Source organism: Streptacidiphilus sp. MAP12-20 (assembly GCF_041262525.1).
Classification (GTDB): domain Bacteria; phylum Actinomycetota; class Actinomycetes; order Streptomycetales; family Streptomycetaceae; genus Streptacidiphilus.
Window position 1 is genome coordinate 114,050 of sequence record NZ_JBGCCK010000011.1, and the last position, 25,260, is coordinate 139,309.

General features: G+C 72.5%; 27 protein-coding genes. 20 read left to right on the forward strand and 7 right to left on the reverse strand.

Features of this window, described 5'->3' with window-relative positions:
- Positions 1-76: 76 nt before the first annotated feature.
- The gene (locus ABIA32_RS17095) at positions 77-517 is read right to left on the reverse strand and encodes a hypothetical protein (protein ID WP_370095935.1); all 441 of its coding nucleotides are present in this window, start codon (positions 515-517) and stop codon (positions 77-79) included.
- Positions 518-937: 420 nt separating this feature from the next.
- On the opposite strand from ABIA32_RS17095, the gene ABIA32_RS17100 reads away from it, so the two are divergent.
- Positions 938-2,674, forward strand: a complete 1,737-nt coding sequence (locus ABIA32_RS17100) for an enoyl-CoA hydratase-related protein (RefSeq protein ID WP_370095937.1) — start codon at positions 938-940, stop codon at positions 2,672-2,674.
- A 92-nt stretch (positions 2,675-2,766) separates the two neighbouring features.
- On the opposite strand, the gene ABIA32_RS17105 is transcribed toward ABIA32_RS17100, so the two are convergent.
- A complete protein-coding gene (locus tag ABIA32_RS17105; RefSeq protein ID WP_370095939.1) occupies positions 2,767-3,516 on the reverse strand; it encodes a MerR family transcriptional regulator in 750 nt (249 codons plus the stop codon).
- 107 nt (positions 3,517-3,623) lie between these two features.
- On the opposite strand from ABIA32_RS17105, the gene ABIA32_RS17110 reads away from it, so the two are divergent.
- The 7 genes from ABIA32_RS17110 (at position 3,624) to ABIA32_RS17140 (ending at position 9,848) form a co-directional block, all read left to right on the forward strand.
- Positions 3,624-3,917 (forward strand): YiaA/YiaB family inner membrane protein, encoded by a 294-nt coding sequence (locus ABIA32_RS17110; RefSeq protein WP_370095941.1) that lies wholly within the window; start codon positions 3,624-3,626, stop codon positions 3,915-3,917.
- Between the two features lie 116 nt (positions 3,918-4,033).
- Positions 4,034-4,747: a hypothetical protein gene (locus ABIA32_RS17115; RefSeq protein ID WP_370095943.1), complete on the forward strand. Its 714-nt coding sequence runs from the start codon at positions 4,034-4,036 to the stop codon at positions 4,745-4,747.
- 157 nt (positions 4,748-4,904) lie between these two features.
- Positions 4,905-5,684 carry an MHYT domain-containing protein gene (locus ABIA32_RS17120; protein WP_370096175.1) on the forward strand — a complete coding sequence of 260 codons (780 nt, stop codon included), beginning with the start codon at positions 4,905-4,907 and terminating at the stop codon, positions 5,682-5,684.
- Positions 5,681-8,455 (forward strand): nitrate- and nitrite sensing domain-containing protein, encoded by a 2,775-nt coding sequence (locus ABIA32_RS17125; protein ID WP_370095945.1) that lies wholly within the window; start codon positions 5,681-5,683, stop codon positions 8,453-8,455. The genes ABIA32_RS17120 and ABIA32_RS17125 overlap by 4 nt, the downstream gene beginning before the upstream one ends.
- The gene (locus tag ABIA32_RS17130; RefSeq protein WP_370095947.1) at positions 8,427-8,849 is read left to right on the forward strand and encodes a roadblock/LC7 domain-containing protein; all 423 of its coding nucleotides are present in this window, start codon (positions 8,427-8,429) and stop codon (positions 8,847-8,849) included. Before ABIA32_RS17125 ends, ABIA32_RS17130 begins: the two co-directional genes overlap by 29 nt.
- A gap of 5 nt (positions 8,850-8,854) precedes the next feature.
- A complete protein-coding gene (locus ABIA32_RS17135; RefSeq protein WP_370095949.1) occupies positions 8,855-9,238 on the forward strand; it encodes a DUF742 domain-containing protein in 384 nt (127 codons plus the stop codon).
- Positions 9,219-9,848, forward strand: coding sequence for an ATP/GTP-binding protein (locus ABIA32_RS17140; RefSeq protein ID WP_370095951.1), 630 nt, complete (start codon positions 9,219-9,221; stop codon positions 9,846-9,848). The genes ABIA32_RS17135 and ABIA32_RS17140 overlap by 20 nt, the downstream gene beginning before the upstream one ends.
- Position 9,849: 1 nt before the next feature.
- Here the strand turns inward: ABIA32_RS17140 and ABIA32_RS17145 are convergent, their stop codons facing one another.
- From ABIA32_RS17145 to ABIA32_RS17160, 4 genes are all read right to left on the reverse strand, one after another.
- Positions 9,850-10,320 (reverse strand): hypothetical protein, encoded by a 471-nt coding sequence (locus tag ABIA32_RS17145; RefSeq protein ID WP_370095953.1) that lies wholly within the window; start codon positions 10,318-10,320, stop codon positions 9,850-9,852.
- Positions 10,321-10,425: 105 nt separating this feature from the next.
- Entirely contained in the window at positions 10,426-10,836 is a 411-nt protein-coding gene (locus ABIA32_RS17150) for a VOC family protein (RefSeq protein WP_370095955.1), read from the reverse strand.
- A gap of 10 nt (positions 10,837-10,846) precedes the next feature.
- Positions 10,847-11,287, reverse strand: coding sequence for a helix-turn-helix transcriptional regulator (locus tag ABIA32_RS17155; RefSeq protein ID WP_370095957.1), 441 nt, complete (start codon positions 11,285-11,287; stop codon positions 10,847-10,849).
- Positions 11,288-11,343: 56 nt separating this feature from the next.
- The gene (locus ABIA32_RS17160) at positions 11,344-12,114 is read right to left on the reverse strand and encodes a lysophospholipid acyltransferase family protein (protein ID WP_370095959.1); all 771 of its coding nucleotides are present in this window, start codon (positions 12,112-12,114) and stop codon (positions 11,344-11,346) included.
- Positions 12,115-12,477: 363 nt separating this feature from the next.
- Between ABIA32_RS17160 and ABIA32_RS17165 the strand changes: the two genes are divergently transcribed.
- The 8 genes from ABIA32_RS17165 (at position 12,478) to ABIA32_RS17200 (ending at position 20,094) form a co-directional block, all read left to right on the forward strand.
- A complete protein-coding gene (locus tag ABIA32_RS17165; protein WP_370095961.1) occupies positions 12,478-13,263 on the forward strand; it encodes an electron transfer flavoprotein subunit beta in 786 nt (261 codons plus the stop codon).
- A 40-nt stretch (positions 13,264-13,303) separates the two neighbouring features.
- Positions 13,304-14,272 carry an electron transfer flavoprotein subunit alpha/FixB family protein gene (locus tag ABIA32_RS17170; protein WP_370095963.1) on the forward strand — a complete coding sequence of 323 codons (969 nt, stop codon included), beginning with the start codon at positions 13,304-13,306 and terminating at the stop codon, positions 14,270-14,272.
- 113 nt (positions 14,273-14,385) lie between these two features.
- Positions 14,386-15,405 carry an NUDIX domain-containing protein gene (locus ABIA32_RS17175; RefSeq protein WP_370095965.1) on the forward strand — a complete coding sequence of 340 codons (1,020 nt, stop codon included), beginning with the start codon at positions 14,386-14,388 and terminating at the stop codon, positions 15,403-15,405.
- A 74-nt stretch (positions 15,406-15,479) separates the two neighbouring features.
- On the forward strand, positions 15,480-16,316 hold the full coding sequence (locus ABIA32_RS17180) for a DUF4184 family protein (RefSeq protein WP_370095967.1): 837 nt from the start codon (positions 15,480-15,482) through the stop codon (positions 16,314-16,316).
- 55 nt (positions 16,317-16,371) lie between these two features.
- The gene (locus tag ABIA32_RS17185; protein ID WP_370096177.1) at positions 16,372-17,577 is read left to right on the forward strand and encodes a geranylgeranyl reductase family protein; all 1,206 of its coding nucleotides are present in this window, start codon (positions 16,372-16,374) and stop codon (positions 17,575-17,577) included.
- Positions 17,578-17,777: 200 nt separating this feature from the next.
- Complete coding sequence (locus ABIA32_RS17190; protein ID WP_370095969.1) at positions 17,778-18,215, forward strand: hypothetical protein; 438 nt, start codon at positions 17,778-17,780, stop codon at positions 18,213-18,215.
- Positions 18,216-18,250: 35 nt separating this feature from the next.
- Entirely contained in the window at positions 18,251-19,417 is a 1,167-nt protein-coding gene (locus ABIA32_RS17195) for a sensor histidine kinase (protein ID WP_370095970.1), read from the forward strand.
- A gap of 11 nt (positions 19,418-19,428) precedes the next feature.
- Entirely contained in the window at positions 19,429-20,094 is a 666-nt protein-coding gene (locus tag ABIA32_RS17200) for a response regulator (RefSeq protein ID WP_370096179.1), read from the forward strand.
- A gap of 15 nt (positions 20,095-20,109) precedes the next feature.
- Here ABIA32_RS17200 and ABIA32_RS17205 read toward each other — a convergent pair whose 3' ends face one another.
- Positions 20,110-20,643 (reverse strand): GbsR/MarR family transcriptional regulator, encoded by a 534-nt coding sequence (locus ABIA32_RS17205; protein ID WP_370095972.1) that lies wholly within the window; start codon positions 20,641-20,643, stop codon positions 20,110-20,112.
- Positions 20,644-20,716: 73 nt separating this feature from the next.
- On the opposite strand from ABIA32_RS17205, the gene ABIA32_RS17210 reads away from it, so the two are divergent.
- The 4 genes from ABIA32_RS17210 (at position 20,717) to ABIA32_RS17225 (ending at position 25,203) form a co-directional block, all read left to right on the forward strand.
- A complete protein-coding gene (locus ABIA32_RS17210) occupies positions 20,717-21,691 on the forward strand; it encodes an ATP-binding cassette domain-containing protein (RefSeq protein ID WP_370095974.1) in 975 nt (324 codons plus the stop codon).
- A complete protein-coding gene (locus ABIA32_RS17215) occupies positions 21,688-23,286 on the forward strand; it encodes an ABC transporter permease (protein WP_370095976.1) in 1,599 nt (532 codons plus the stop codon). The genes ABIA32_RS17210 and ABIA32_RS17215 overlap by 4 nt, the downstream gene beginning before the upstream one ends.
- 31 nt (positions 23,287-23,317) lie before the next feature.
- Complete coding sequence (locus ABIA32_RS17220) at positions 23,318-24,265, forward strand: DUF389 domain-containing protein (RefSeq protein WP_370095978.1); 948 nt, start codon at positions 23,318-23,320, stop codon at positions 24,263-24,265.
- Positions 24,266-24,426: 161 nt separating this feature from the next.
- Positions 24,427-25,203, forward strand: coding sequence for an enoyl-CoA hydratase family protein (locus ABIA32_RS17225; RefSeq protein ID WP_370095979.1), 777 nt, complete (start codon positions 24,427-24,429; stop codon positions 25,201-25,203).
- Positions 25,204-25,260: the final 57 nt, after the last annotated feature.

The window sequence follows — 25,260 nt, forward strand, 5'->3', positions numbered from 1 at the left end:
ACAAGGACACCCACCGCGGCCCCGGAACGGGCGCGCGGTGGGTGTCCTCGTGTTTCTGCCCTACGGGCCGGTGGGGTCAGTTGCCGTAGATGCCGAAACCGGTGAGGTAGCCGTTGCCGTAGCAGTTGCCACCGAACTGCCAGTAGCCGGGGCCGATGAGCGGGCCGTACTTCGTGCTCCCGTCGGAGCAGGTCGTCACCGCGCCGTCCTGACCCCAGTCGATCGCGACGTTCTCCCCCCACTCCACGGAGTTGTACCAGGTGCTGTCGACGCTCGAGACGTGCATCGGCTGGATGCCACCGATCCTGTGGAAGGACTTCAGGTGGGTGTGTGCGGGTAGCGTCTTGGACACGGTGACCGGCCCCTGCACCCTGACCGGCGCGTGCACCCTGACCGGCGCGTGCGCCCTGGCCGGGTGCGAGGCTGCCGCGGAGGCCGTGCCGCCCAGCGCGACCGCGCCGACGAGCGTGCCGGCGGCGATCGCAGCAATGGACATGGACTTGACAATCTTGCTCATGGTTGCCCGCTCCTTGATGAACCGTCAGTGACTGCGCGCCCTGTGGCGAACAGTGGTGGAACCGTCGATCCGGCTTGCCGAACGACATTCCATCGTCTGCGACCTGTCCATGCCAAGCATTTAGGTGCTGGCCCGAAAAGCCCCGCTTCCGCTTCCGTCCCGCCTCGAGCCGGATGCGACCCCACCGTGCCGAGGGTGTCCACGGCGCGCACACGCGCGCGTACGGCGGGGGCTGAGGGCGCGTCAAGGAGGAGGCCGGGGGCGTGCGGGGGCGCGGGTTGCGGCACGCGTGCGAAGAGGCAACCAGTCGTCCGCATCGTCGGCGCGTGTCGACCTAGGGGCCCGGGTAAGGACGGCGGCATATGCAGGCCGCGTGCCGCCGGTCACCGCCGAGGCACGCCGACCCTCCTGGAGGGAGCCATGCGCATCCTCGTTCACGCCAGCGCGTTCAACAGTCTCACCCAGCGCATCACCGTCGAACTAGCCCACCAGGGCCACCGGACCGCCGTCAGCCTCGACCTCGGCGGCGGGCCGCGCGGAGACGCCGAGCTGCGCGAGGCGATACGCCGGCATCGGCCCGAGCTGATCGTCGCGCCGATGCTGACCAGTGCCGTGCCGGAAGACGTCTGGTCCCGGCACGTCTGCCTGATCGTCCATCCGGGCCCGCCCGGAGACCGGGGGCCCTCCTCCCTCGACTGGGCGCTCAGCGAGGGCCGACGCAGCTGGGGGGTGACCGTGCTGCAGGCCGTCGGCGAGATGGACGCGGGGGACATCTGGGCGGCCGAAGCCTTCGACATCCCCGAGCACGCCGACGGCGGCGGTATCGCCAAGAGCGACCTGTACCGCAACGAGCTGGCCGACGCGGCGTCAGCCGCCGTGCTGCGCGCGGTCGAGCGCTACGCCTCCGGAGCGTACCGGCCGCGTCCCGCACCTCTTGGAACTGTGCTGCCAGGGACCGTGCGACCGTATTTCCGGCAGGAGCGGCGGCGGATCGACTGGCGCGGGGAGGGCACCGACGCCGTCGCCCGCAAGCTCCGGACCGCCGATTCCAGCCCGGGCCTGCTGGACGAGCTCGGCGGCCGGGAGTACTACCTCCACGGCGGCCAGCCCGAGGACGAACTGCGCGGTGAGCCGGGCACATTGCTGGCGACCAGGGACGGAGCGGTCTGCCGGGCCACCGTCGACGGCGCGGTCTGGCTGACCGCCGCCCGCCCGCGCCGCACGCCCGGCGGGCCGCCGACCGCGAAGGCCCCGGCCGCGACCGTGCTCGCAGCGGCGGGCCTGCTGCGCGGCGTGCCCGAGGTCGGCGTCCGGCTGCGGCCGCACCACAAGCGGCAGACCTGGGCCACCGTGCGCTACGCCGAGCACGGCAGCGTCGGCCTGCTGCGCTTCTCCTATCCCGGCGGGGCGATGAGCACCGGCGACTGCCGCCGGCTGCTCTCCGCGTACCGGTACGCGTGCAGCCGGCCGACGCGGGTGCTGGTGCTCGGCGCACACCGGGACGTCTTCTCCCACGGCATCCACCTCGGCGCGATCGAGGCCGCGCCCGACCCTGCCCGCGAGTCCTGGGCCAACATCAACGCCATGGACGACCTCGTCGAGGCGATCCTGACCACCGACGACAAGCTCACCGTCGCCGCGCTCGGCGGCAACGCCGCAGCAGGCGGACTGATGCTCGCGCTCGCCGCCGACGAGGTCTGGGTCCGCGCGGGCGCGGTGCTCAACCCGCACTACCGGCTGATGGGCCTGCACGGCTCGGAGTACTGGACCTACACGCTCCCGCGTCGCGTCGGCCCGGAACAGGCGCTGCGCCTGACGACCGAGGCGCTGCCGCTGGGGCCCGAGCGCGCGCTGGAGCTCGGCCTCGTCGACCGCGTGCTGCGCTGCACCCCTGAGCGCGTCCCCGACCACGTCGCCGAGCTCGCCGAGACCCTCGCCGCCGACGCACGCCTGCCCCGCCGTCTCGCGGCGAAACGCGGCGCGCTCCGCCGCGCGCAGGGCCGACGGCCGCTCGCCTGGTACCGCGCGGAGGAACTGGCCCTGATGCACCGCAACTTCTACGGCCCCGACGACGAGTACCACCAGCTACGGCGTGCCTTCCTGCACAAGGTCCGCCCGGGGGCCACCCCGGAACGCCTGCGCCGCATCGTCGCCTGAACCGCCGACCACCACCCCAGGGGGAGCGGCGGGCCGCCTTCATCGGCTCCACGTAGGCGGCCCGCCACCCAGGACACGGTGATGCACGCGTCTCAGCGGCCGTGCATCGTCGCCGTCAGGCGCTTGAGTTCGCGCTGCACGCGGCGGTCCATCGCCAGCGAGAACTCCACGTCGACCACCGTGCGGGCCACCTCGCGCAGCCGGTCCAGCGCGTCGGCAAGGCGCGCGGGTTCGCCCGGGGTCAGCCGGTCCTCGAGGCCGGCCAGCAACTGCTCGGCGATGAGCTCCACGAACTGGTCCGCGAGCGCGTCCGCGCTGGCGCGGACGCCACGGGCGGTGGCGAGCACGGCGCCCAGCGGAACGCCCTCGGCGACGAGCGCGGCCGAGGCGTCCAGGAGGCGGCGGCTGACGTGCGTGAGCTGGTCGCCCTCCATCCGCAGGTAGCCGAGTTCGAGCGAGGCGTGCAGCGACTCGTCGTCCACCTCGCCGGGGAAGGCGTCGCGCAGCTCGTCGAGGGTGACCGGGACCGGCGTCTCCTGTGACCAGGGCGCCGCGATCGCCGCCTCCAGGCCGAGCAGCTCGGCGACGTCCTGGCCGGACTCCCAGGCGGCGAGCAGCTCGGCGATGCCCCCGAGCGTGTGCCCGCGCTCCAGCAGGTCCGCGATCACCCGCAGACGTTCCAGGTGTGCTCCGCTGTACCAGGCGATCCGGCCCGCGCGGCGCGGCGGCGGGAGCAGCCGGCGTTCCCGGTAGAAGCGAAGGGTGCGCACCGGAATGCCGGCCGCCTGGGCCAGTTCCTCGGTGCGGTACTCGCGGGGCCGGTCGGGGCGACTGTCGTTCACGGGTCGAGCGTAGCGAGAGCGCCCGCGGGGCGACTCCTGCGGAGCGCCCGCAGGGATTGAGTACGCGTACTCATGCCCGGCGGCGGGCCCGGGTCCATCCTGCGGTCATGGCCAACACACCACCTGTCAGACAGGGGACCACCGGCGCCTACTACGCCCAGGCGGTCATCTCCTTCGCCATCTCGCTCGTCGCCATGGCCGTGGGCATCGCCTACCTCCACGCCGACGGCTGGATCCGCGCCTTCATGGCGCTCGGACTCCTCTACGTCGTCACCTCCGCCTTCACGCTGGCCAAGGTCATCCGTGATCGGCAGGACGAGACCCGCTACAGCAGCCGCGTCGACCAGGCCCGCCTGGACAAGCTGCTCACCGAGCACGACCCGTTCCGCGTCGACGCCTGACCTGCTGACCCGCTGACCTGCTGATCCGCTGCCCTGGTGACACGCTGACCTGCGGGTATGGCGCAGCGGCGGGGACTCTTGGACTGCTCATACCAGGACTCTGCACAATGTGCGCCGTGACTGATCACGAGATTGCCGCGCAGGACCCCGATGACGACGACGCCAACGTGCCCGCGTGGCTCCGACGGACCGAAGGCGAGCAGCGCTGGGCCGTAACAGCCGCGCTGCTCGTCGCCATCGCTATTCAGTTGACTCTGCCGGAAAGCCTGAGCATTCATCCCCGCTGGCTGATCCCCGCGCTGGAACTGGCGCTGATCGTGGCGCTGGTGGCCGTCAACCCGCACCAGCGGATCCCCGACAAGCCGGCCAGGAACGTCCGGATCCTGGGACTGCTGCTCGCCGGCGCCGTCAGCCTCGCCAACGCCTGGTCGGCTGTGATGCTGGTCCGCGACCTGATCCACGGCGCGCACGGCATTACCCCGGTCCAGCTGCTGATGACCGGCGCCGGGATCTGGCTGACCAACATCATCGCCTACAGCCTCTGGTACTGGGAGTGGGACCGCGGCGGCCCCATCCTGCGCTCCATGGGCACGCACAAGCATCCGGACTTCCTCTTCCCGCAGATGCAGCAGGAGGGGATCGCGCGTCCCAACTGGGAGCCGCAGTACGTCGACTACCTCTATGTGGCCTTCACCAACGCGACCGCGTTCAGCCCGACCGACACCATGCCGCTCTCGCGCTGGGCGAAGCTGCTGATGGCCTCGCAGTCGATGGTCTCGCTGCTCACGCTCGCGCTCGTGATCGCCCGTGCGGTCGGTGTGCTCCAGTAGCGGCCGTCGCTTCGGTAGGCATATGCCTCATTAGTTCAGCACACCCTGCGTCGCTTTGCGCGGCTTTTGCCCATGTCCGCGTAATCGGGTGAATCCGCTGGGTAGCGTCCGTCCCCGTGTCGCAACGAGCGTACGGAGGGGCTGCTGCATGGGCGCCATGGGGAGCATGACCGAGCTGGGATACGGCTGGCTGACGCCGATCCTGTCCTATCTGATGGCCGTCCTGGGCTCCGCCTTAGGGCTGCGCTGCACGGTACGCGCGGTCGCCGCGACCGGGCGCGCCAAGCGCAACTGGCTGCTGACAGCCGCGTCCGCGATCGGGTCCGGCATCTGGACCATGCACTTCATCGGGATGCTCGGCTTCACGGTGACCGGCACGGAGATCCGCTACAACGTGCCGCTCACCGTCGTCAGCCTGCTGGGCGCGGTGGTCTTCGTCGGACTGGGCGTCTTCGCCGTCGGCTACGGGAAGCACAAGTTCCGTTCGCTGCTGCTGGGCGGGACCACGACGGGCCTCGGCGTCGCGGCCATGCACTACATCGGGATGCTGGCGCTCAACCTGCACGGCACGCTGCGCTACGACCCGACCACCGTCGCCCTCTCGGTGCTGATCGCCATCGGCGCGGCCACCGCGGCGCTCTGGGCCGGCCTGAACATCGCCGGCCCCGTCGCCGCGGCGGGCGCGGCGCTGGTGATGGGACTGGCCGTCAGCTCGATGCACTACACCGGGATGTACGCGGTGACGGTGCAGGTGCAGCCGTCCGTCGCCCCGCTGCACGGAGCGACGCTGATGCAGTTCATCTTCCCGCTCGCGGTCGGCCTCGGCTCGTACCTCTTCCTCACCTCCGCGTTCGTCGCCCTCTCGCCCACCGCGCAGGAACGGGCCGAGAACGCGACGGCCGAACGCCTGCGCCACCTCCCGGCGGTGCAGCCATGACGGCCCCGAACTCCACGTCCCCGTCCTCGTCCTCGCCACGCGGAGGAGCCGGCACGACCACCTCGACCACCGGCGTCATCAGCCCCGCGGCAGGGACGGCGACGAACCGGCCCCGCCCCGCCCACGCCGGTCCGCCCGCCAGCGAGGAACGCCTCGGCGGCGGCTACCGATCCGCCCGCCCGGTGACTCTCTCGTTCCGGCTGCGTCCACGCACGGTCCGCGCGCGCATCGTCTCCCTGCTCATGGTGCCCGTCGTCTCGCTGATCGCGCTGTGGGCCTTCGCGACCGTCACCACCGCCCAGTCCGTGGACTCGCTGATCCGGCTCAAGCAGGTCGACCAGACCCTGCTCGCGCCGGTCGGCGCCACCGTCGACGCCGTCCAGGCCGAGCGCTCCGCCGCCCTCGCCTACCTGGCCGCGCCCGACCAGCCCCGGATGGACGCGCTCGACGCCAGGGCACGCGCCACGGACGCGGCCGTCGCGGCGATGAACCAGAACATCCTGCGCGGCGAGTCCACCGCCACCGGCCTTTCCCCGACCCTCTCCACGCGGATCGACGCGCTCAACGCGGCCACGGCCGGCCTGCACGGGCTCCGTGCCAGGGTCGAGGGACGCCAACTCGACTGGTCCGCCGCCGCCACCGGCTACGCCGGTCTGGTCGACAGCGGCTTCGGCATCGTCGGCTCGCTCACCGGCGTGCAGAACAGCGCCGTCGCCTCCGACGCCCGCGTGGTGCTCGAACTGTCCCAGGCACGCGAGATGCTGGCTCGCGAGGACGCGGCCGTGCAGGCGGCGCAGGCGGTCGGGCGGATGAGCCCGGAGCAGTACCAGGAGTTCGCCGGGGCGCTCTACGCCCAGCGCGCCCTGGCCCAGTCCGCCGCACCCGATCTGCGCACCGCCGACCGCGCCGCCTACCAGCAGGTGACGGGCGGACCGCAGGCGCAGTCGCTGGCGCAGTTGGAGAACGCGATCCGCGCCGGCGGCGGAGGCACCCGGTCGGTCCAGGCCGCCGGAGCCGAGTGGACGCCGACAGCTGCCGGCGTGCAGCAGCAACTCGACGCCGTCCTGGCCGGCGCGGGCGCCGACGCGGGTGCGAACGCCGACCCCTACAGCCTCGGGGTGCTGACCAAGAACGGCGCCGCCGTGCTCTTCGGCCTGCTCGCCGTCTGCGTCTCGCTGCTGATCTCGGTGCGGATCGGCCGCAGCCTCGTCGTCGAACTGGTCGGGCTGCGCAACTCCGCGCTCGAGCTGGCCGGCCGCCGGCTCCCGGCCGCGATGCGGCGGCTGCGCGCCGGTGAGGAGATCGACATCGAGGCCGAGGCACCCGTGGTCGAGGCGGGCGACGACGAGATCGGCCAGGTGGGCGAGGCGCTGAACTCCGTCCAGCGCGCCGCGCTCACCGCCGCCGTCGAGCGTGCCGAGGTGCTCTCCGGGGTCTCCGGCGTCTTCGTCAACCTCGCCCGCCGCAGCCAGGTGCTGGTGCACCGTCAGCTCACCCTGCTCGACGCGATGGAGCGCCGCACCGAGGACCCGGCCGAACTGGACGACCTGTTCCGGCTCGACCACCTCACCACCCGGATGCGCCGCCACGCCGAGGGTCTGATCATCCTCTCCGGCGCCGCGCCCGGCCGGGCCTGGCGCAAGCCGGTGCCGCTGCTGGACGTGGTCAGGTCGGCGGTCGCCGAGGTCGAGGACTACTCGCGGGTCGACGTCCGTCGGCTGCCCGGCGTCGCGGTGGTGGGCGCGGCGGTCGCCGACCTCACCCACCTGATCGCCGAGCTGGTCGAGAACGCGACCGGCTTCTCGCCCCCGCACACCAAGGTCGTCGTCACCGGTGAACAGGTCGGCGCCGGCTACGCGGTGGAGATCGAGGACCGTGGGCTCGGCATGGGCAAGGAGGCCGTCGCGGAAGCCAACCGCAGGATCGCCGACGCCCAGCAGGCAGACCTCTTCGACAGCGACCGGCTCGGCCTCTTCGTCGTCAGCCGCCTGGCCCGCCGCCACGGCGTCAGGGTCTCGCTGCGGCCCTCCGCCTACGGCGGCACGACGGCCGTGGTGCTGCTGCCGACCGCACTGCTGGAGACTGGCCGCACCCGCCAGCGCGCGCCGATCGATGCGGAGCTCGACCTGCCGCCGCTGCCCTCGCCCACCGCGACGGGGATCGTGTCGAGTGGACGCGTCGGGGTCAACGGCGCCGGGCGTCCCGTTCCGCCGCTGGTCGCGGAGCCGTCGGCGGAGCAGCCTGCGGGCGCCGCGGCCGGACCCTTCCGCCACCTCGACGACCGCCCCGCCGCGGCCTCCGGACCGGCGCGCCGGGTCGTCGGGCACGGACCGGGAGCAGCGGCCGGACACGCCGCGCCGACCCCCCTCGGCACCGGACCCTTCGCGGACCCGGACCCGGACACAGTTAGGGACCCGGACCGCGGCTCCGCGACGCCGCTGCGGCGTAACGCCGACGACCTCCCGCGCCGGGTCCGCCAGGCCAGCCTCGCCGTGCAACTGCGGGAGGCCCCACCACAGGAACGCATCCGGTCGTCCCGCGATGCGGCCGCGACACCGGACCGCAGCCCGGAGCAGGCCAGGGCCACGATGTCGGCCTTGCGCGACGGCTGGGCCCGAGGCCGCGGCGGCGGGCAGGGCGGCCACGGCCCGGCGCGCCATCTGAAGATCCATCAGGACCAGCAGCAGGACCGGCAGCAGGACCAGCATCAGGACTTCGAAGACTTCGAGAGGAAGGCCGCGGATGGCCGCGACGATGAACCACACCGGTGAGCTGAACTGGTTGCTGGACGAGCTGGTGTCCCGCGTCGCCCAGGTCCGCCACGCCGTCGTGCTCTCCCGCGACGGGCTGGCGCTCGGCGTCTCGGCCGGGCTCAGCAGGGAGGACGGCGAGCACCTGGCCGCCGTCGCCTCCGGCTTCCACAGCCTCGCCAAGGGCACCGGCCGCCACTTCGACGCGGGCGAGGTCCGGCAGACCATGGTCGAACTCGACGGCGGTTTCCTCTTCGTCGTCGCCGCGGGGGACGGCACCTGCCTCGCGGTCTTCGCCGGCGCGGACGCCGACATCGGCCTGATCGCCTACGAGATGGCCCGCTTGGTCCGCCGGGTGGGCGAGCACCTGTACACGCCGCCGCGCGCCGCGGTGGACGCGCCCTCGGCAGGCTGAGCGCGATGGACTCGAACTGGTTCGACGAGGAGGCGGGCCCGATGGTCCGCCTCTACGCCCTGACCCGGGGCCGGACCAGGCCCGCCAGCGAGGCCTTCGACCTGATCGCCATGGTCGTCGCGGACACCCCTTACGGCGCCGACAGCCCGTACGGCGCGGACCTCGGGCTCGCCCCCGAACCCGCCGCGATCCTCGACCTGTGCCGGTTCCAGGCCCAGTCCGTCGCCGAGATCGCCGCCGACCTGGACCTGCCGGTCGGCGTCGTCCGCGTGCTGCTCGGCGACCTCCTGGACGCGGCTCTGATCCGCGTCAGCCGCCCCGTTCCGCCCGCCATGCTCCCCGACGAGCGCATCCTGCGAGAAGTGATCAATGGCCTCCGTGCACTCTGACGCACCCGTCCCCGCACCCGCCGCGAAGAAGGCTGCCGCGCCCGACCCGGAGCCCGCCCTCGCCCTGAAGATCCTGGTCGCCGGCGGCTTCGGGGTCGGCAAGACCACGCTGGTCGGCGCGGTGAGCGAGATCCGCCCGCTGCGCACCGAGGAACTGCTGACCGAGGCCAGCCGGGGCGTGGACGACCTCGGTGGCGTCGAGCAGAAGACCACGACCACGGTCGCCATGGACTTCGGCCGGATCACCATCCGCGACGGCCTGTCCCTCTATCTCTTCGGCACCCCCGGGCAGGACCGGTTCTGGTTCCTCTGGGACGAGCTGGCCCACGGCGCGCTCGGCGCCGTCGTGCTGGCGGACACCCGGCGGCTGGAGGACTGCTTCCCCTCGGTCGACTACTTCGAGCGGCGCAGCATCCCCTTCGTCGTCGCGGTGAACTGCTTCACCGGCGCCCGCCAGCACGCGATCGAACGGATCAGCACCGCGCTCGACCTGGAGGTCGGCACCCCCGTGCTGCTCTGCGACGCGCGCGAGCGGGACTCGGGGAAGAAGGTGCTGATCGCTCTGGTCGAACACGCAAGCCGCCTGCACGCGGCACGGATGCTGAGCTGACTCAGCCCGCCGTGACGTTGATGGTCACCGCGTAGCTGCCCTGGTCGCCGGTGCAGCGCCGTGCCTCGCCGCAGCTGGTCCGCGAGGCGGTGAGCTTGGCCGTGCCGACGGTCAGCGCGGTGAAGTCGGTCTCCTGCGGCCTGCAGCCCACCCCGGGCGCGCAGCCCGCGGGGGAGGGGGAGAGGTAGCTCGACCCGCCGTCCTGCCGGACCACGGCGGGCGCGCTGCTGCCCTGGACCTGCCAGTAGCCGCCGGTCAGCACGAGCGCGACGCGCTGGCCCTGGTGCACGGTGACGGTGCGGCCCTTGTCGCTCGCACCGACCTTCACGACAGCGCCGGTCGTCGGCGTGCCGGGCGTGACGGGCGTGCTCTGGCTGCTGACGGATATGGGGGTGGACGATGCGCATCCCGTCAGCACGGTGGCGAGACTGATGGCGCCGGCGGCGGTGACGGCGACGACGAACGGCTTCATGGTGGCTCCTCGACAGGTCAGGTGCCGTTGGGACGGAACGGAAGGCCGTCCGGTTCCCCGAACGGCCGAACCAGTTCCGAATCCGGGAGGGGGCTGGCCCTGGGGCTAGGCCTTCGGCGCCTGCGCGATGCGCACCAGGTTGCCGGAAGGGTCCCTGAAGGCGCAGTCGCGCGGGCCCCAGGGCTGATCGATGGGCTCCTGCATCACCTCGGCGCCGGAGGCCCGCACCTTCTCGAAGGTCGCGTCGAGATCGTCGGTGCGGAACACGAGCTGCGGCAGGACGCCCTTGACCAGCAGCTCCTGAAGGGTGTCGCCGTCGGCCTGGGACCTGCCCGCGTGCGGGACCGAGAGAACGAGCTCCAGGCCGGGCTGGGCCGGGCTGCCCAGCGTGATCCAGTGGAAGCCTTCCGAGGCCACGTCGTTGCGCACCTCGAAGCCGAGCGCGTCGCGGTAGAAGCCCAGCGCCTCGTCCGTGTCGTTGACGGTGATGTTGCAGTACTGGAGTGAGATGGTCATGCAGCCAACGTTAGGCAGCGGCGGTGTCGTCCGCTTCTTCGTTCCTGACCTGGCGGCCCTTCATCGGCCTGGTGCGCACCTTGGCGACGCATGAGGGCATCGCCAGCACGGCGCTGTGCTCCCCGGCGCGGTAGGCGCTCGGCGTCAGACCCACGAGCTCGGTGAATCGCGAACTGAACGAGCCCAGCGAGGTACAGCCGACCGCCATGCACGCGTCCGTCACGCTCATGCCCGTGCGCAGCAGCGCCATCGCCCGCTCGACGCGCCGGGTCATGATGTAGCTGTACGGCGTCTCGCCGTAGGCCGCACGGAAGGCCCGTGAGAAGTGCCCCGGCGACATCAGCGCATGGCGCGCCATGGTCGGGACGTCGAGTGGACGGGCGTAATCCCGGTCGACCAGATCCCGCGCCCGCCGAAGGTGGGCGAGGTTGGCGAGCTGTTGCTGGTCCATCTCACGAACGTACCACCCGCCGCCGACAGCACACCCGCTGAGCTGCGCGGATTTGATCAGTCCGACTGGCCGGCGCGCTCGGCCTTCTCGGCCGCCGCCTTCTCGTCCTCGGCCTCGGCCTGCTCCGGGGTGGGCGCCGTACCGCCCAGCTGCGCGGGCACCCACCAGGTGTCCTCGGGGCCGGAGGGGGAGTCCGGGTAGTTGCGCTGGGCGCGGTCCAGCAGCTCGCTCATCGCGGCGCGCAGCCGACGGGTCACCATGACCGGCCTGTCCTGCGGGGTGAGCACGATCGGCTCACCGATGTAGATGGTGATCGGGGTGTGGCGCCTGGTCAGGTTCTTCGGCCGGCCCTTGGTCCACAGCCGCTGGGTGCCCCACAGCGCCACCGGCAGCAGCGGCACCTGCGCGTCGGCAGCCATGCGGGCGGCGCCGGTCTTGAACTTCTTCAGCATGAACGAGCGGCTGATCGTCGCCTCGGGAAAGACGCCCACGACCTCGCCCGCCCGCAGCGCCTTCACGGCATCGTCGTAGGCGGGCTGCCCGTCGGAGCGGTCCACGGAGATGTGCTTCATTCCGCGCATCAGCGGGCCGGAGATCCGGTGCCGGAAGACCTCGTCCTTGGCCATGAAACGGGTCATCCGCCGGGCCGACTTGAATGCGCCGAGGCCGGCGAAGAGGAAGTCGAGGTAGCTGATGTGGTTGCTGACCAGCACGGCCCCGCCGCGACGCGGTACGTTCTCCGCGCCGACGATCTCGATCTTCAGGTCCAGTCCGCGGAACACGGCCAAGGCGGAACCGATGATCGGCGGGTACACAAGATCTGCCACAGTCAGCCCAATGCTCAGCGGGCTGATGCCCGAGCCTACGGTTACGTCAGCGTAGGTTGCTGACTCGCGGATAGTTTCGCACGAACGTTGGCCGAATTAATACGATCGAGAGGCACCTCACCTCGGATTCGCAGGCGTGCCTCGTGCCGTGCATGACGTGTGCCATAGGAGTCGATGGTCGATCGTCGGCGGTCAATAGGGTCGAAGTCACAACGATCGACGACGGGCCTGTCGTTCCCTTTACAGCCGCTTGGGGGAGTATGGCTCCAACAGTGGGCGCGTTGGCGGGGTCTCCGCACGACGGGTCGCGCCAGGGCGTAAGCTACCTGGCAGTAACAAAGGGACCAGTACAGGAGACAGGTCGTGAGCTTGAGGATCGTTGTCTGTGTGAAGTACGTGCCCGACGCGACGGGGGATCGTCGGTTTGCGGAGGATTTCACGACCGACCGTGACGGGGTCGACGGCCTGTTGTCGGAGCTGGACGAGTACGGGGTGGAGCAGGCGTTGCGGATCGCGGAGGCGTCGGGGGACGCCGAGGTGACCGTGCTGACGGTGGGTGGGGACGACGCGAAGGACGCGTTGCGTAAGGCGTTGTCGATGGGTGCGGACAAGGCCGTGCACGTGAACGACGACGACATTCACGGGTCGGATGCGATCGCTACTTCCGCGGTGCTGGCGGCTGCGGTGGGCAAGGCCGGGTTCGACCTGGTGGTGTGTGGGATGGCGTCGACGGACGGGACGATGGGTGTGGTGCCGGCGCTGCTGGCGGAGCGCTTGGGCGTGCCCGGGGTGACGCTGGTTTCCGAGGTCGCGGTGAACGGTGGCACGGTGACGGGTCGCCGTGATGGTGACTCGGCGACGGAGGTGCTGGAGGCGTCCCTTCCCGCGGTCGTGTCGGTGACGGACCAGTCGGGTGAGGCGCGGTACCCGTCCTTCAAGGGGATCATGGCGGCGAAGAAGAAGCCGGTGCAGTCCTGGGATCTGGACGACCTGGGGTTGGACGCCGAGCGGGTGGGGTTGGCGGGGGCGTGGACCGTGGTGGACGCGGCCGTGGCGCGTCCGGCCCGTACGGCGGGGACGGTCGTGAAGGACGAGGGCGAGGGCGGCAGGCAGCTGGCCGAGTTCCTGGCCGCGCAGAAGTTCATCTAGCCCTTCCTGGACCGTTTCCCCTTCTTCTGGAGTTTTGATCATGGATGAGATTCTGGTCCTGGTGGACCATGTGGACGGTGTCGTGCGTAAGCCCGCGCTGGAGCTGCTGACGCTGGCGCGTCGCATCGGCACGCCGGTCGCGGTGGTGCTGGGCGCGGGCGATGCGGTTGCCGCTGTCGCGGCGAAGGCGGGCGAGTTCGGCGCCGAGCGCGTCGTGACCGCGGAGGCGTCCGAGTTCGCGGACTATCTGGTGGTGCCGAAGGTCGACGCGCTGGCGCAGATCGCGGCGAGTGTGAACCCGGCGGCGGTGCTGGTGACGTCCTCGGGTGAGGGCAAGGAGATCGCGGCGCGGCTGGCGCTGCGCCTGGGTTCGGGTGTGATCACCGACGCCGTCGACCTCACCGCCTCCGAGCAGGGTCCGGTGGCGACGCAGTCGGCGTTCGCGGCGTCGTTCACCGTCACCTCCCGTGTCTCGCACGGCATCGCGGTGATCACGGTCAAGCCGAACGCGGCCGCCCCGGAGCAGGCCCCGGCCGCCGGCACGATCGAGACCGTGACGGTGGCGTTCTCCCCGGCGGCGACGGGTACGAAGGTCACCTCCCGGACCGCGCGGGTCTCGACCGGGCGTCCGGAGCTGACCGAGGCCGCGATCGTGGTCTCCGGCGGGCGTGGTGTGGGCGCGGCGGAGGGCTTCTCCGTCGTGGAGGCGCTGGCCGACTCCCTGGGTGCGGCCGTGGGCGCGTCCCGCGCCGCGGTGGACGCGGGCTGGTATCCGCACTCCAACCAGGTCGGGCAGACCGGCAAGCAGGTCTCGCCGCAGCTGTACATCGCGAACGGCATCTCGGGTGCGATTCAGCACCGGGCGGGCATGCAGACGTCCAAGACGATCGTCGCGGTGAACAAGGACCCGGAGGCGCCGATCTTCGAACTCGCCGACTTCGGCGTCGTCGGCGACCTGTTCGCGGTCCTGCCGCAGCTCACCGAGGAGATCAAGACCCGCAAGGGCTGACCCCACCCCGGACACACCCCCGGAACCACCCGACGGACCCCGCGCAGCCACCCCGCCGCGCAGGGTCCGTCGTACGATGCGGGCTGGCTCGCTGAACTCCGGCTGGGGGACATGTGATCGTTTGGCTCAACGGCGCATTCGGCGCCGGCAAGACAACGACCGTGCGTGAACTGCACCGACTGCTCCCCGGCTCCCACGTTTTCGACCCCGAGGACATCGGCGAGTTTCTGCGCAACATCCTCCCGGCGGACCTGCTGCTCGATCTGGCCGACTACCAGGACCTGACTGCCTGGCGCCGTCTCGTTCCCGATGCGCTGACCGCGCTGAGCGCCCAACTGGGCGACGGAGTCCCGCTGCTGGTGCCGATGGCCTTGCTCAGGCAGGACTACCGCGACGAGATCTTCGGCACGCTGGCCTCGCGGCGAATGGAGGTCCACCACGTCCTGCTGCACGCTGAGGAAACGATTCTGCGCAAGCGCATCGAGGCCGACCAGGCCGAGGCGGGCGCGCGCGGCTGGCGTCTCGCCCACGTCGACTCCTACTCCGCCGCCCTCGACTGGCTCCGCCAGGACGCGGCGGTCGTCGACTCCTCCGAGCTGACGCCGGGACAGGCGGCCCAGCAGATACTGGAGTTGGTACGAGAGGGCTCCGCGTGCGTCCCGATCGTGCAGGACCCGGTCGCGGGCGGCGACACCGTCGCGGCGGCGGTCCTCCTCTTCGACGAGGCGGGCCGGGTCCTGCTCGTCGATCCGGTCTACAAGCCGGGATGGGAGTTCCCGGGCGGCGTCGTCGAGACGGGCGAGGCCCCGTCCGCTGCGGCGGTCCGCGAGGCGGAGGAGGAGCTGGGCCTCGTCCTCGCCGAGGACTCGCTCCGGCTGCTCGCCGTTGACTGGGAGCCGAACGGCGGCCCCCGCTCGGGCGGCCTACGCCTGGTCTTCGACGGCGGCCTGGTGAGCGCCGCCGCGCAGGAAGGACTGACCCTCCCGGCGGCGGAGCTGCGCGCCTGGAGCTTCGTCGGCCCGGAGGACTGGGCCGCCCACCTGGCCCCCAACAAGCTGGCCCGCCTCCGCGCCGCGCTCGCGGCTCGCGCCGCGGGCCGTGTCCTCTACCTCGAAGCGGGCCACGAACGCTGAGACGGGCGGGACGGGCGGCCCCGGCGGTCGCGTCCATGGGCGGGGCGGGGGACGTTCGGGGCAGGATGGGCACTGTGCCGTTCACGTTCAGTCATCCCGCCGCCGTACTTCCGCTGCTCCGTTCGGGGCGACCGCGGGGGCGTCTGGTCGCGTCGGCCCTGGTCGCCGGGTCGCTCGCGCCCGACGTGCCGTACTTCCTCGACAGCGTGCTCCCCGGGACCTACGGCATCGGCCGGCTGACCCACCGGCCGTGGGCCGTCGCGACGCTGGACGTCGCGGTCGCCGCCGGGCTGGCCGGCGCCTGGCACGGGCTGCTGCGCGAGCCGCTCACCGCGCTGCTGCCGCAGGATCTCGCCGACCGGGTCGCCGTCCTCACCAGGCCGACCCGCAAGGAGGTCACCCCCGCCGACGCCGCGTGGTTCGTCGCCTCCGCCGGGGCCGGGGCGCTCACCCACGTGGCCTGGGACGCGTTCACCCACCACGGTCGTTTCGGCGAGCGCCACTGGCCCGCGCTCGGCCACCGGATCAACGGACGGATGCCCGTCTACCAGGCGCTGCAGTGGGCGAGCTCTGTCGCCGGGCTCGCCGCGCTCGCCTACACGGGCGGCCGAACCCTGCGGGCGACCCCGCCGGAGGAGCCCGCCGCCACTGTCTCTCCCGCCTCCCGCGCGCGCGGCGTGTCCCTCATCGCCGCTGCGACGGCCGTGGGCGCGGTCCATCGGGTGCGCAGGGACGCGGCCAGCAGCGTCGCCGGGCGGCTGGCCGGGAACGACCTCGTCGCGGCCGTCTCCTTCGGGGGCGGCGCCGGCGCGGCGCTCGGCGCGGCCGGGTGGGCGCTGTCCGCGCTCGCGCGCGGACGCGCAAGTAATATGACCGATCGTGAGCCAGAACCAGCGCCCCGGCGCAGATGACCTCGAAAACCTCGCCGCCGCCGAGGGCCTGACGGCTGAGCTCGGCGCGGCCGAGTTGCACGCGGCCGAGCTGCTGGAGGATGAACTGGGCGGCGTCTGGGACGTCGTCGTCGTGGGCGCGGGCCCGGCCGGAGCCTCGGCCGCTTACGGGGCGGCGGAGGCCGGGGCGACACGGGTGCTGCTGCTCGACAAGGCCGCGCCGCCCCGCTACAAGACCTGCGGCGGCGGCATCATCGGCCCCTCGCGGGACGCCCTCCCGCCCGGCTTCACGCTGCCGCTCAAGGACAGCGTCCACGCGATCACCTTCACCCTCGGCGGCCGGTACGAGCGCACCCGGCGCTCGAAGCGGATGCTCTTCGGGCTGATCAACCGCGACGAGTTCGACCACGGCCTGGTCCAGGCCGCCGAGAAGGCGGGCGCCATGCTGGTCACCGGCGTGACGGTGACGGGCGTGACCCAGCCGGACGAGGCCGAGGGCGGCCTCGCACTCGTCGCTCTCCAGGACGGACGTGTCGTCAAGGCGCGGGCCGTGGTGGGCGCGGACGGCAGCGCCGGACGCGTCGGTGCGCACGTCGGGGTGGTCTTCGACCAGGTGGACCTGGGCCTGGAGGCCGAGATCCCGGTCCCGCCTGCAGTCGCCGAGACCTGGCGCGGCCGAGTGCTGCTGGACTGGGGGCCGCTGCCGGGCTCGTACGGCTGGGTCTTCCCCAAGGGCGACAGTCTGACCGTCGGCGTCATCGCCGCGCGCGGCCAGGGCGCTGAGACGCGCGCCTACCTCAAGGACTTCATCGCCCAGCTCGGACTCGACGGCTTCACCCCGAGCGTCGAGTCCGGCCACCTGACGCGCTGCCGCGCGGAGGACTCCCCGCTCTCCCGTGGTCGGGTCCTGGTCGCGGGCGACGCGGCGGGCCTGCTGGAGCCGTGGACCCGCGAGGGCATCTCCTACGCGCTTCGCTCGGGCCGCCTCGCCGGCAAGTGGGCGGCGCGCGCCGCCGTCGCCGACACGGAGCCTGCGGTCCGCCGCGAGGGCCTCGGCTACACCTTCGACATCCGCGCCGACCTGGGCGTGGAGATGCGCGTGGGACGCCGGATGCTCGCCGCGTTCGAACGCCGCCCGCAGGCCTTCCACGCGGCGGTCCTCGGCTTCCGCCCCGCGTGGCGCGCCTTCGCGCGCGTCACCCAGGGCCACACGACCTTCGCCCGCCTCAGCCGCGAATACGGCCTGGCCCGCCAGACCATCGCCTTCCTCACCCGCCGCTAACGCCCTCCCGGCGGGACGGCGAGCCAGGCCCGGGGCTGGACCCGGATCTGGGCTGGATGTCGTGCCGGGGAAAAACCGACGCGGTCGGCCGCCGCTGCCGCCCTCGCTGCGGCTCCGCCTGCCGCCCTCGCCGCCGCCGATGACGCCGTCCCGGAGGGAGGGCGAGCCAGGCCCGGGGGCTAGACCCGGATCTGGGCTGGATGTCGTGCCGGGGAGGAAACCGAGGCAGTCGGCCGCTGCTGCCGCCCTCGCCGCTGCCGTCCTCGCTGCCGCCGCCGCTGCGCCTGCCGTCCTCGCTGCCGCTGCGCCTGCGGCCCTCGCCGCCGCTGCTGCCGCTGCGCCTGCGGCCCTCGCCGCCGCTGCTGCCGCTGCGCCTGCCGGCCTCGCTGCCGCTGCGCCTGCGGCCCTCGCCGCCGCTGCTGCGGCTGCGCCTGCCGGCCTCGCCGTCGCCGGTGCTGCGCCCGGCGTGGCGCGGCGTGCCCGGAATCCGCAGAAGGGCTCGGCGGACCGCCCAGGCCGGAGGCCCCGACAGGGCGCTCGCCGCGCTGACGGGTCCCGTCCGCCGACTCGCCCGCGCCCCCCACAGGTACTCCGCAGGTACTCCGGAGGGAGTACGTCGGGGGACTGCCCGGAGGTGACGGCGCGGCGGGGGCGGCTGGCCTACGGTTCCCTTATGAGAACCCGGTGGCGCGGAGCGCCGTTGGCCGCTGCGGTGGCGGTCGCGTTCGTCCAGGTGGTGGGGACGCGGGCCGCTGCCGCGCATCAGCACGGGTCGCATCGGGCCATGGACCACCTCGCGTACGCGCTGCTGCTGCTCGGGCCCGCGCTGCTCGTGGTGCGCAGGCGCTGGCCGCTCGAGGTATGCATCGGGACGACCCTCGTCGCCGGTGTGTACCTGCTGCTGGGCTACCCCTACGGCCCGATCGTGCTCAGCGTCGTCTTCGCCTACGTCAACGCCGTGCTGGCCGGGAGGCGGCGCGCCGCGTGGATCAGCATGGGCACGCTCTACGCCGCCCACGTCGTCGTCAACGCCTTCACGCACGGGCTCAGCTGGCCGGCTGAGCTGGGACTGCTCGCGTGGCTGCTGGTCGTGGTCGGCGCCGCCGAGATGATGCGTATGCGGGTCGAGCAGCGCCGACAGTGGCGGATCGCACGGGCCGAACGGGAGGCGCGGCTCGCCGACGAGCAGCGGCTGGCGATCGCGCGTGAGCTGCACGACGTGCTCGCGCACAGCATCTCGCTGATCAACGTGCAGGCGGGCGTGGCCCTGGAACTGATCGACGACGACCCCGACCAAGCCCGCACCGCGCTGCGCACCATCAAGGACACCAGCAAGCAGGCTCTCGGCGAGGTCCGTCAGGTGCTCGGCTCCCTGCGCACAGGCGGCACCGGCAGCAACGGCAGCAGCAGCGGGCCCGGCGCGCCGCGCAGTCCCGCGCCCGACCTGCGCCGCATCGACGAACTCGTGCAGCAGGCCGCCGCGGCGGGGCTCACCGTCCGCGTGCGGCACGCGGGCCAGCAGCGCGCGCTGCCCTTGGGGGTCGAGCTCGCCGCATTCCGGATCGTCCAGGAGGCGCTGACCAACGTGATCCGCCACTCCTCGGCGCGCAGTGCCGAGGTCACCCTCGACTACGGCCCGGACCGCCTGGCGATCACTGTCCGCGACCCCGGCCCGGCCTCGGTGGCCGGTGGGCCGCGCGCGGGCGGCAGCGGTTCCGGCCTGATCGGGATGCGGGAGCGCGTCAGCGCACTGCGCGGCAGCGTCGAGGCCGCCCCCGCGCCCGACGGCGGCTACCTGGTCCATGCCCTCCTGCCCCTGAACTCCTACCCGGCGAAGTGAAGGACATGACGATGATTCGGGTACTGCTCGCCGACGACCAGCAGCTGGTCCGCGCCGGGTTCCGGTCCCTGCTCGACGCCCAGGCGGACGTCACCGTCGTGGCCGAGGCGGACAACGGGCTCCAGGCCGTCGCGCTGGCCCGCGAGCTGGTGCCGGACGTCGTGCTGATGGACATCCGGATGCCCGAGCTCGACGGGCTGGACGCCACCCGCCGCATCTGTGCCGACCCGGCCCTCGCCGAGGTCAAGGTCGTCGTGCTCACCACCTTCGAGATGGACGAGTACGTCTTCGACGCCCTGCGGGCCGGCGCGGCCGGGTTCCTGGTGAAGGACACCGAGCCCGCCGAACTGGTCCGTGCGGTCCGCGCCGCGCACGCGGGGGACGGGCTGCTCTCGCCCGGCGTCACCCGCCGCCTGATCGCGGAGTTCGCCGCTCGCTCGAAGGTGCCCGAGCAGCCCGCGTCCCTGGCCCGGCTGACGGACCGTGAGCGCGAGGTGCTGGCGCTGGTGGGTCTGGGCCTGACCAACGAGGAGATCGCCGGCCGCCTCGTCGTCAGCCCGCTGACGGCGAAGACGCACGTCAGCCGCGCGATGGTGAAACTGGGCGCGCGCGACCGGGCGCAACTGGTGGTGCTGGCCTACGAGTCGGGCCTGGTCCGCCCGGGCTGGCTGGGCTGATCAGGGCTGGGCTGATCAGGGCCGGGCCGCAGGCTCCGCCTCGTCGCCGGTCGAGTCGGCTGCGCCGGGCGCGGCGGACGCCGCTTCGCGCTCGCGGTAGTAGCGCTCCAGCAGCGATGGCATCTCCCGGCGCAGGAAGCCGAAGAAGTGCCGCGACTCGTCCAGCCGCGCGCTCGCGGGGGATTCAGGGCCGAGGAGCCGGATGCCCTCGGTCAGGGCGCTCTCCCAGCGGCTGAGCACCGTGTCGCGCCGGAGCATGGCCTCGCGCCAGACCTCGTCGAAGACGAGGTAGCGGTCCCGCCGCGAACCCGGGTCGCGTTCGCGGCCGACCAGGTTCAGCTGGCCCAGGTACCGCACCGCGCCGGAGACCGCGGCCGGGCTGATCCGCAGTCGCTCGGCGAGCTCGGCGGCGGTCAGCTTGCCGCTGTCGGCGGTCATCAGTGCGACGAAGACACGGGCCGGCATGCGCGGAAAGCCGGTGTCGGTCAGCACTTGGGAGAAGCGCTCGATGTACGAGCGCAGTGCCTCGGCCTCCGGTGGTGTCCCCATGGCGCCAGCCTATCCTCGCATCAGCAGCTTCAGAATATTCACGAATTCCTGAAACAAGTGTAGCGTCGGGGCCATGACGACGGCGATCGACGTGTCCGGACTGGTGAAGACCTTCGGCCGGACGCGTGCCCTGGACGGCCTGGACCTCAGTGTCGCGCGGGGCGAAGTGCACGGCTTCCTCGGCCCGAACGGCTCGGGCAAGTCCACGACCATCCGCGTGCTGCTCGGCCTGATCCGCGCCGACTCCGGCGCGGCCAGGCTGCTCGACGGCGACCCTTGGCGCGACTTGGTCGCCCTGCACCGCCGCCTCGCCTACGTCCCCGGCGACGTGACGCTGTGGCGCGGGCTGAGCGGCGGTGAGGTGATCGACCTGCTCGGGCGGCTGCGCGGCAACGGGCAGCACCCCGAGCGCCGGGCCGAACTCCTCGAACGCTTCGAGCTGGACCCGACCAAGAAGGGCCAGACCTACTCCAAGGGCAATCGGCAGAAGGTCGCCCTGGTCGCCGCCTTCTGCTCGGACGCCGAGCTGCTGATCCTGGACGAACCGACTTCCGGCCTCGACCCGCTCATGGAAGAGGTCTTCCGCGGCTGCGTCGCCGAGGAGCGCGAGCGCGGCCGGACGGTGCTGCTGAGCAGTCACATCCTGTCCGAGGTCGAGGCCCTCTGCGACCGGGTCAGCATCATCCGGGCCGGCCGCACCGTCGAGACCGGCACGCTCGCCGAGCTGCGCCACCTCACCCGCACCTCCGTCACCGCCGAGCTCGCGGCCCCGCCGACCGGCCTCGACGCGCTGCCCGGCCTGCACGACGTCGAACTCGAAGGGACGCACCTGCACTGCCAGGTCGACACCGACCGGCTCGACGGCCTGCTGCGGGCGCTCACGACGGCCGGGGTCCGCTCGCTGACGAGCCGTCCGCCGACCCTGGAGGAGCTGTTCCTGCGGCGCTACGAGGCAGTTCCCCAGGTAGCCCCCGAGGCAGCCCCCGAGGCAGCCGCCGAGGAAGCTCCCGAGGCAGCCCCCGGCGCAGCCGCCGAGCGGGCGTCATGAACCTCGCAGGCGCCTCGACACTGCTGCGCTTCGCGCTGCGCCGCGACCGGATCATGCTCGCCTGCTGGCTCTACGCGCTGATCGGCTCCGTCGCCGGGACGGCCGTCTCCTTCGGCAAGCTCTACCCCTCCCAGTCCTCCCGCGAGCAACTGGCCCAGAGCATCAACAGCAACGGCTCGCTGCGCGCGCTCTACGGCTCGGTCTACGACACCGGCAGCACCGGCGCGCTGACGGCCTGGCGGATGCTCGGCCTCGGTGGTCTGCTGCTCGGCCTGCTCTGCGTGCTGCTCGTGGTCCGCCACACCCGTGCCGAGGAGGAGTCCGGTCGGCTGGAGCTGATCGGCGCGGGCGCGGTCGGGCGCGGCGCGCCGCTCGCGGCCGGGATCGGCGCCGCCGTCACCGCGTCCGCCCTCGTCGGCGGGGTGAACGCGGTCGTCCTGCTGGCGATGGGTCAGCAGGTCGCCGGCTCGCTGGTCTTCGGCGCGGCGCTCTTCGGCTGCGGGGTCTGCTTCGCGGGCGTCGCCGCCGTCGCCGCGCAGCTGACCGGGACCGGCCGTGCCGCGAACGGGATCGGCGGCGCGGTCCTGGGTCTCGCCTTCCTGCTTCGCGCCTGCGGCGACGCGGCCGGGAGCACCGGGCCCGGCTGGCTCGTCTGGCTCTCCCCGCTCGGCTGGGCGGAGCGCGTCCGCCCCTACGACGACAACGCCTGGTGGCTGGTCGCGCTGCTGATCGCCGCCGGGGGAGCACAGCTCGCCCTCGGCTACGCGCTCGCCGGACGCCGCGACCTCGGCAGCGGTCTGCTGCCGCAGCGTCCGGGCCCGCCCTCGGCCGCGCCCTCGCTGCGCGGCACCGTCGGCCTCGCCTGGCGGCTCCAGCGCGGCACGCTGCTGGGCTGGGCGTTCGGTTTCGCCGTCGGTGGCGCGATGCTCGGCGGGATCAGCCAGGGCGTGAAACAGCTGATCTCCAGCAGCGCCAACGTCGAGCAGATCGTGCAGCGGATGGGCGGCAGCACCGGCGTCGTCGACTCCTACCTCGCCACTTCGATGAACCTGCTCGCCATGGTCGCCGCCGTCTACGCCGTCCAAGCGACGCTGCGGCTGCGCGGCGAGGAGACCTCGGGACGCGCCGAACCGGTGCTGGCCACCGGTGTCGGCCGCCTCGGCTGGGCCGGCAGCCACCTGCTCTACCCGCTGCTCGGCTCGGGCGCACTGCTCCTCGTCGGCGGGCTGACGGCGGGCCTCGGGGCCGGGGTCGCCCTTGGCGACACGGCAGGCTGGACCGGCAAGCTGCTGGTCGGCGCCCTGGTCCAGCTGCCGGCGGTCTGGGTCTTCGCGGCGGCGACCGTCGCGCTCTTCGGCCTGCGGCCGCAGTGGACGGCGGCCGCCTGGAGCGTGCTGGGCGTGTGGCTGTTCATCGGCTACCTCGGCCCCGCGCTCAACGCGGGCCAGTGGCTGCTGGATCTGACGCCCTTCACCCACGTCCCCAAGCTGCCCGGCGGCAGCTTCCACGTCGCGCCGCTGCTCTGGCTGACACTGATCTCGGCCGCGCTGGCCGGAGCGGGACTCGCCGGTCTGCGACGACGCGATATCGGATAAACACGTCAGAGCAGCGCATACCCTCACCAATGTGATGCATCTGCGCCTGATCGTCCCGCCGTCACAGGAGGCCCGCGTGCGGGCGCTGCTCGACCAGGCCCTCGGGGTCACCCATCTCGTGGTGCTCCCGGGAGCCGCAGTGCGCCCCGCGGGCACCGTGATCGAGTGCGACGTGGCCCGCGAGTCGACGGACGAACTGCTCGCCGCTCTGCGGGACAGCGGCCTGGCGCGCGAAGGCGCGATCACGATGCGCGACGCCGGTTTCACCCAGTCCGACGCCGCGACCCGCGCGTTGGAGGAGGCCCCGGGCGAGGGCGCGGACGCCGTCGTCTGGGAGGCCGTCAGCGAGATGACGCAGGAGGAGTCGACGCTCAGCCTCGTCTTCGTCGCCTTCCTGACGGTCGCGACGATGCTGGCGGCCTGCGGTGTGATGCTCGACAACGCGATCCTCATCGTGGGCGCGATGGTGGTCGGCCCCGAGTTCGGCCCGCTGGCGGGACTCTGCGTCGCGCTGGTGCGCCGTCAGCGCAAGGAGGCCTGGCGGTCCGTGGTGACGCTGGTGATCGGCTTCATGGTGGCGATCCTGCTGACGATCCTGTTCAGCCTGCTCCTGGAGCACTTCGGGGTCTTCAAGGAGTCCCAGTTCGAGGCGCCGCGCCCGCAGACTTCCTTCATCTGGCAGCCGGACATCCTGTCTCTGCTCGTCGCCATGCTCGCCGGCGTCGCGGGCATGCTCTCGCTGACCTCGGCGAAGTCCGCGACCCTCATCGGCGTCGCGATCTCGGTCACCACTGTCCCGGCCGCAGGCAACGCCGCGCTCGCGGTGACCTTCCACGCATACGCGCAGGGCTGGGGATCCTTCGTCCAACTCGGCGTCAATCTGGCGGGCATCGCCTTCGCGGGGACCTTGACGCTGATCGTGCAGCGCCTGCTCTGGTCGGGGATCCGCCGACGCGAGCTCGCGGCTCTGCGGCGGTAGCCGAGCAGGCGGATGACGGGTCGATGACCCCGGTCGTCGGCCGCATCTGACTCTCGTCCGGGTGTGAGGAATGTCCGCTGTCGGGATGGTTGACCGGCTGCATAGGCTGTGGAGCGCCGCCACAGAGTCGTGGCTGCCCACCCTGGGAAGGACGCGCACCGATGACCGCCCAAGAGCCGCAGCAGCCGCTGGTCCGCCACGCCGTCGAGCGCGGAGTCGCCACGCTCACCCTCGACTCGCCCGCCAACCGCAACGCCCTCTCCGCGCGGCTGGTCGCGGAGTTGGAGCAGGGGCTCGCCGACGCCGCGAAGGACCCATCCGTGCGGGTGGTCGTGCTCACCCACACCGGCGGCACCTTCTGCGCCGGCGCGGACCTGTCCGAGGCGACCGGCGGCGACCCGACCGCGAATCCGCGGCGCCTGGTGACCGCGATGCGCAGCGTGCTGGAGTCGCCCAAGCCCGTCGTCGCCCTCGTCGACGGCCACGTCCGCGCGGGCGGCCTGGGTCTGCTCGGCGCCTGCGACATCGTCCTCGCCGGACCGGCCTCGACCTTCGCCTTCACCGAGGTCAGGCTCGGCCTCGCGCCCGCGGTGATCTCGCTGCCGCTGCTGCCGCGCCTGGACCCGCGCGGCGCGTCGCGCTGGTACCTGACCGGCTCGGTCTTCGACGCGGCCGAGGCGCAACGGATCGGCCTGATCACGGAGGCCCGCGAGGACCCGAAGGAGGCCCTTTCCGGCATCCTGGACGCCTTCCGCAAGGCCAGTCCGCAGGGCCTGGCGGAGACGAAGCGGCTGGTGACGGCGGAGGTGCTGCGGTCCTTCGAACGCGACGGCGAGTCGATGGTGGCGCAGTCGGCGCTGCTCTTCGGTTCCGAGGAGGCCCGCGAGGGCATGCTCTCCTTCCTGGAGCGCCGCCCGCCCGCGTGGGCGAGCGAGTGAGCACGTGAGTCGTGCCACCCCCGCCTTTCAGACGGTTACCGACCGGTTAACGTAGGC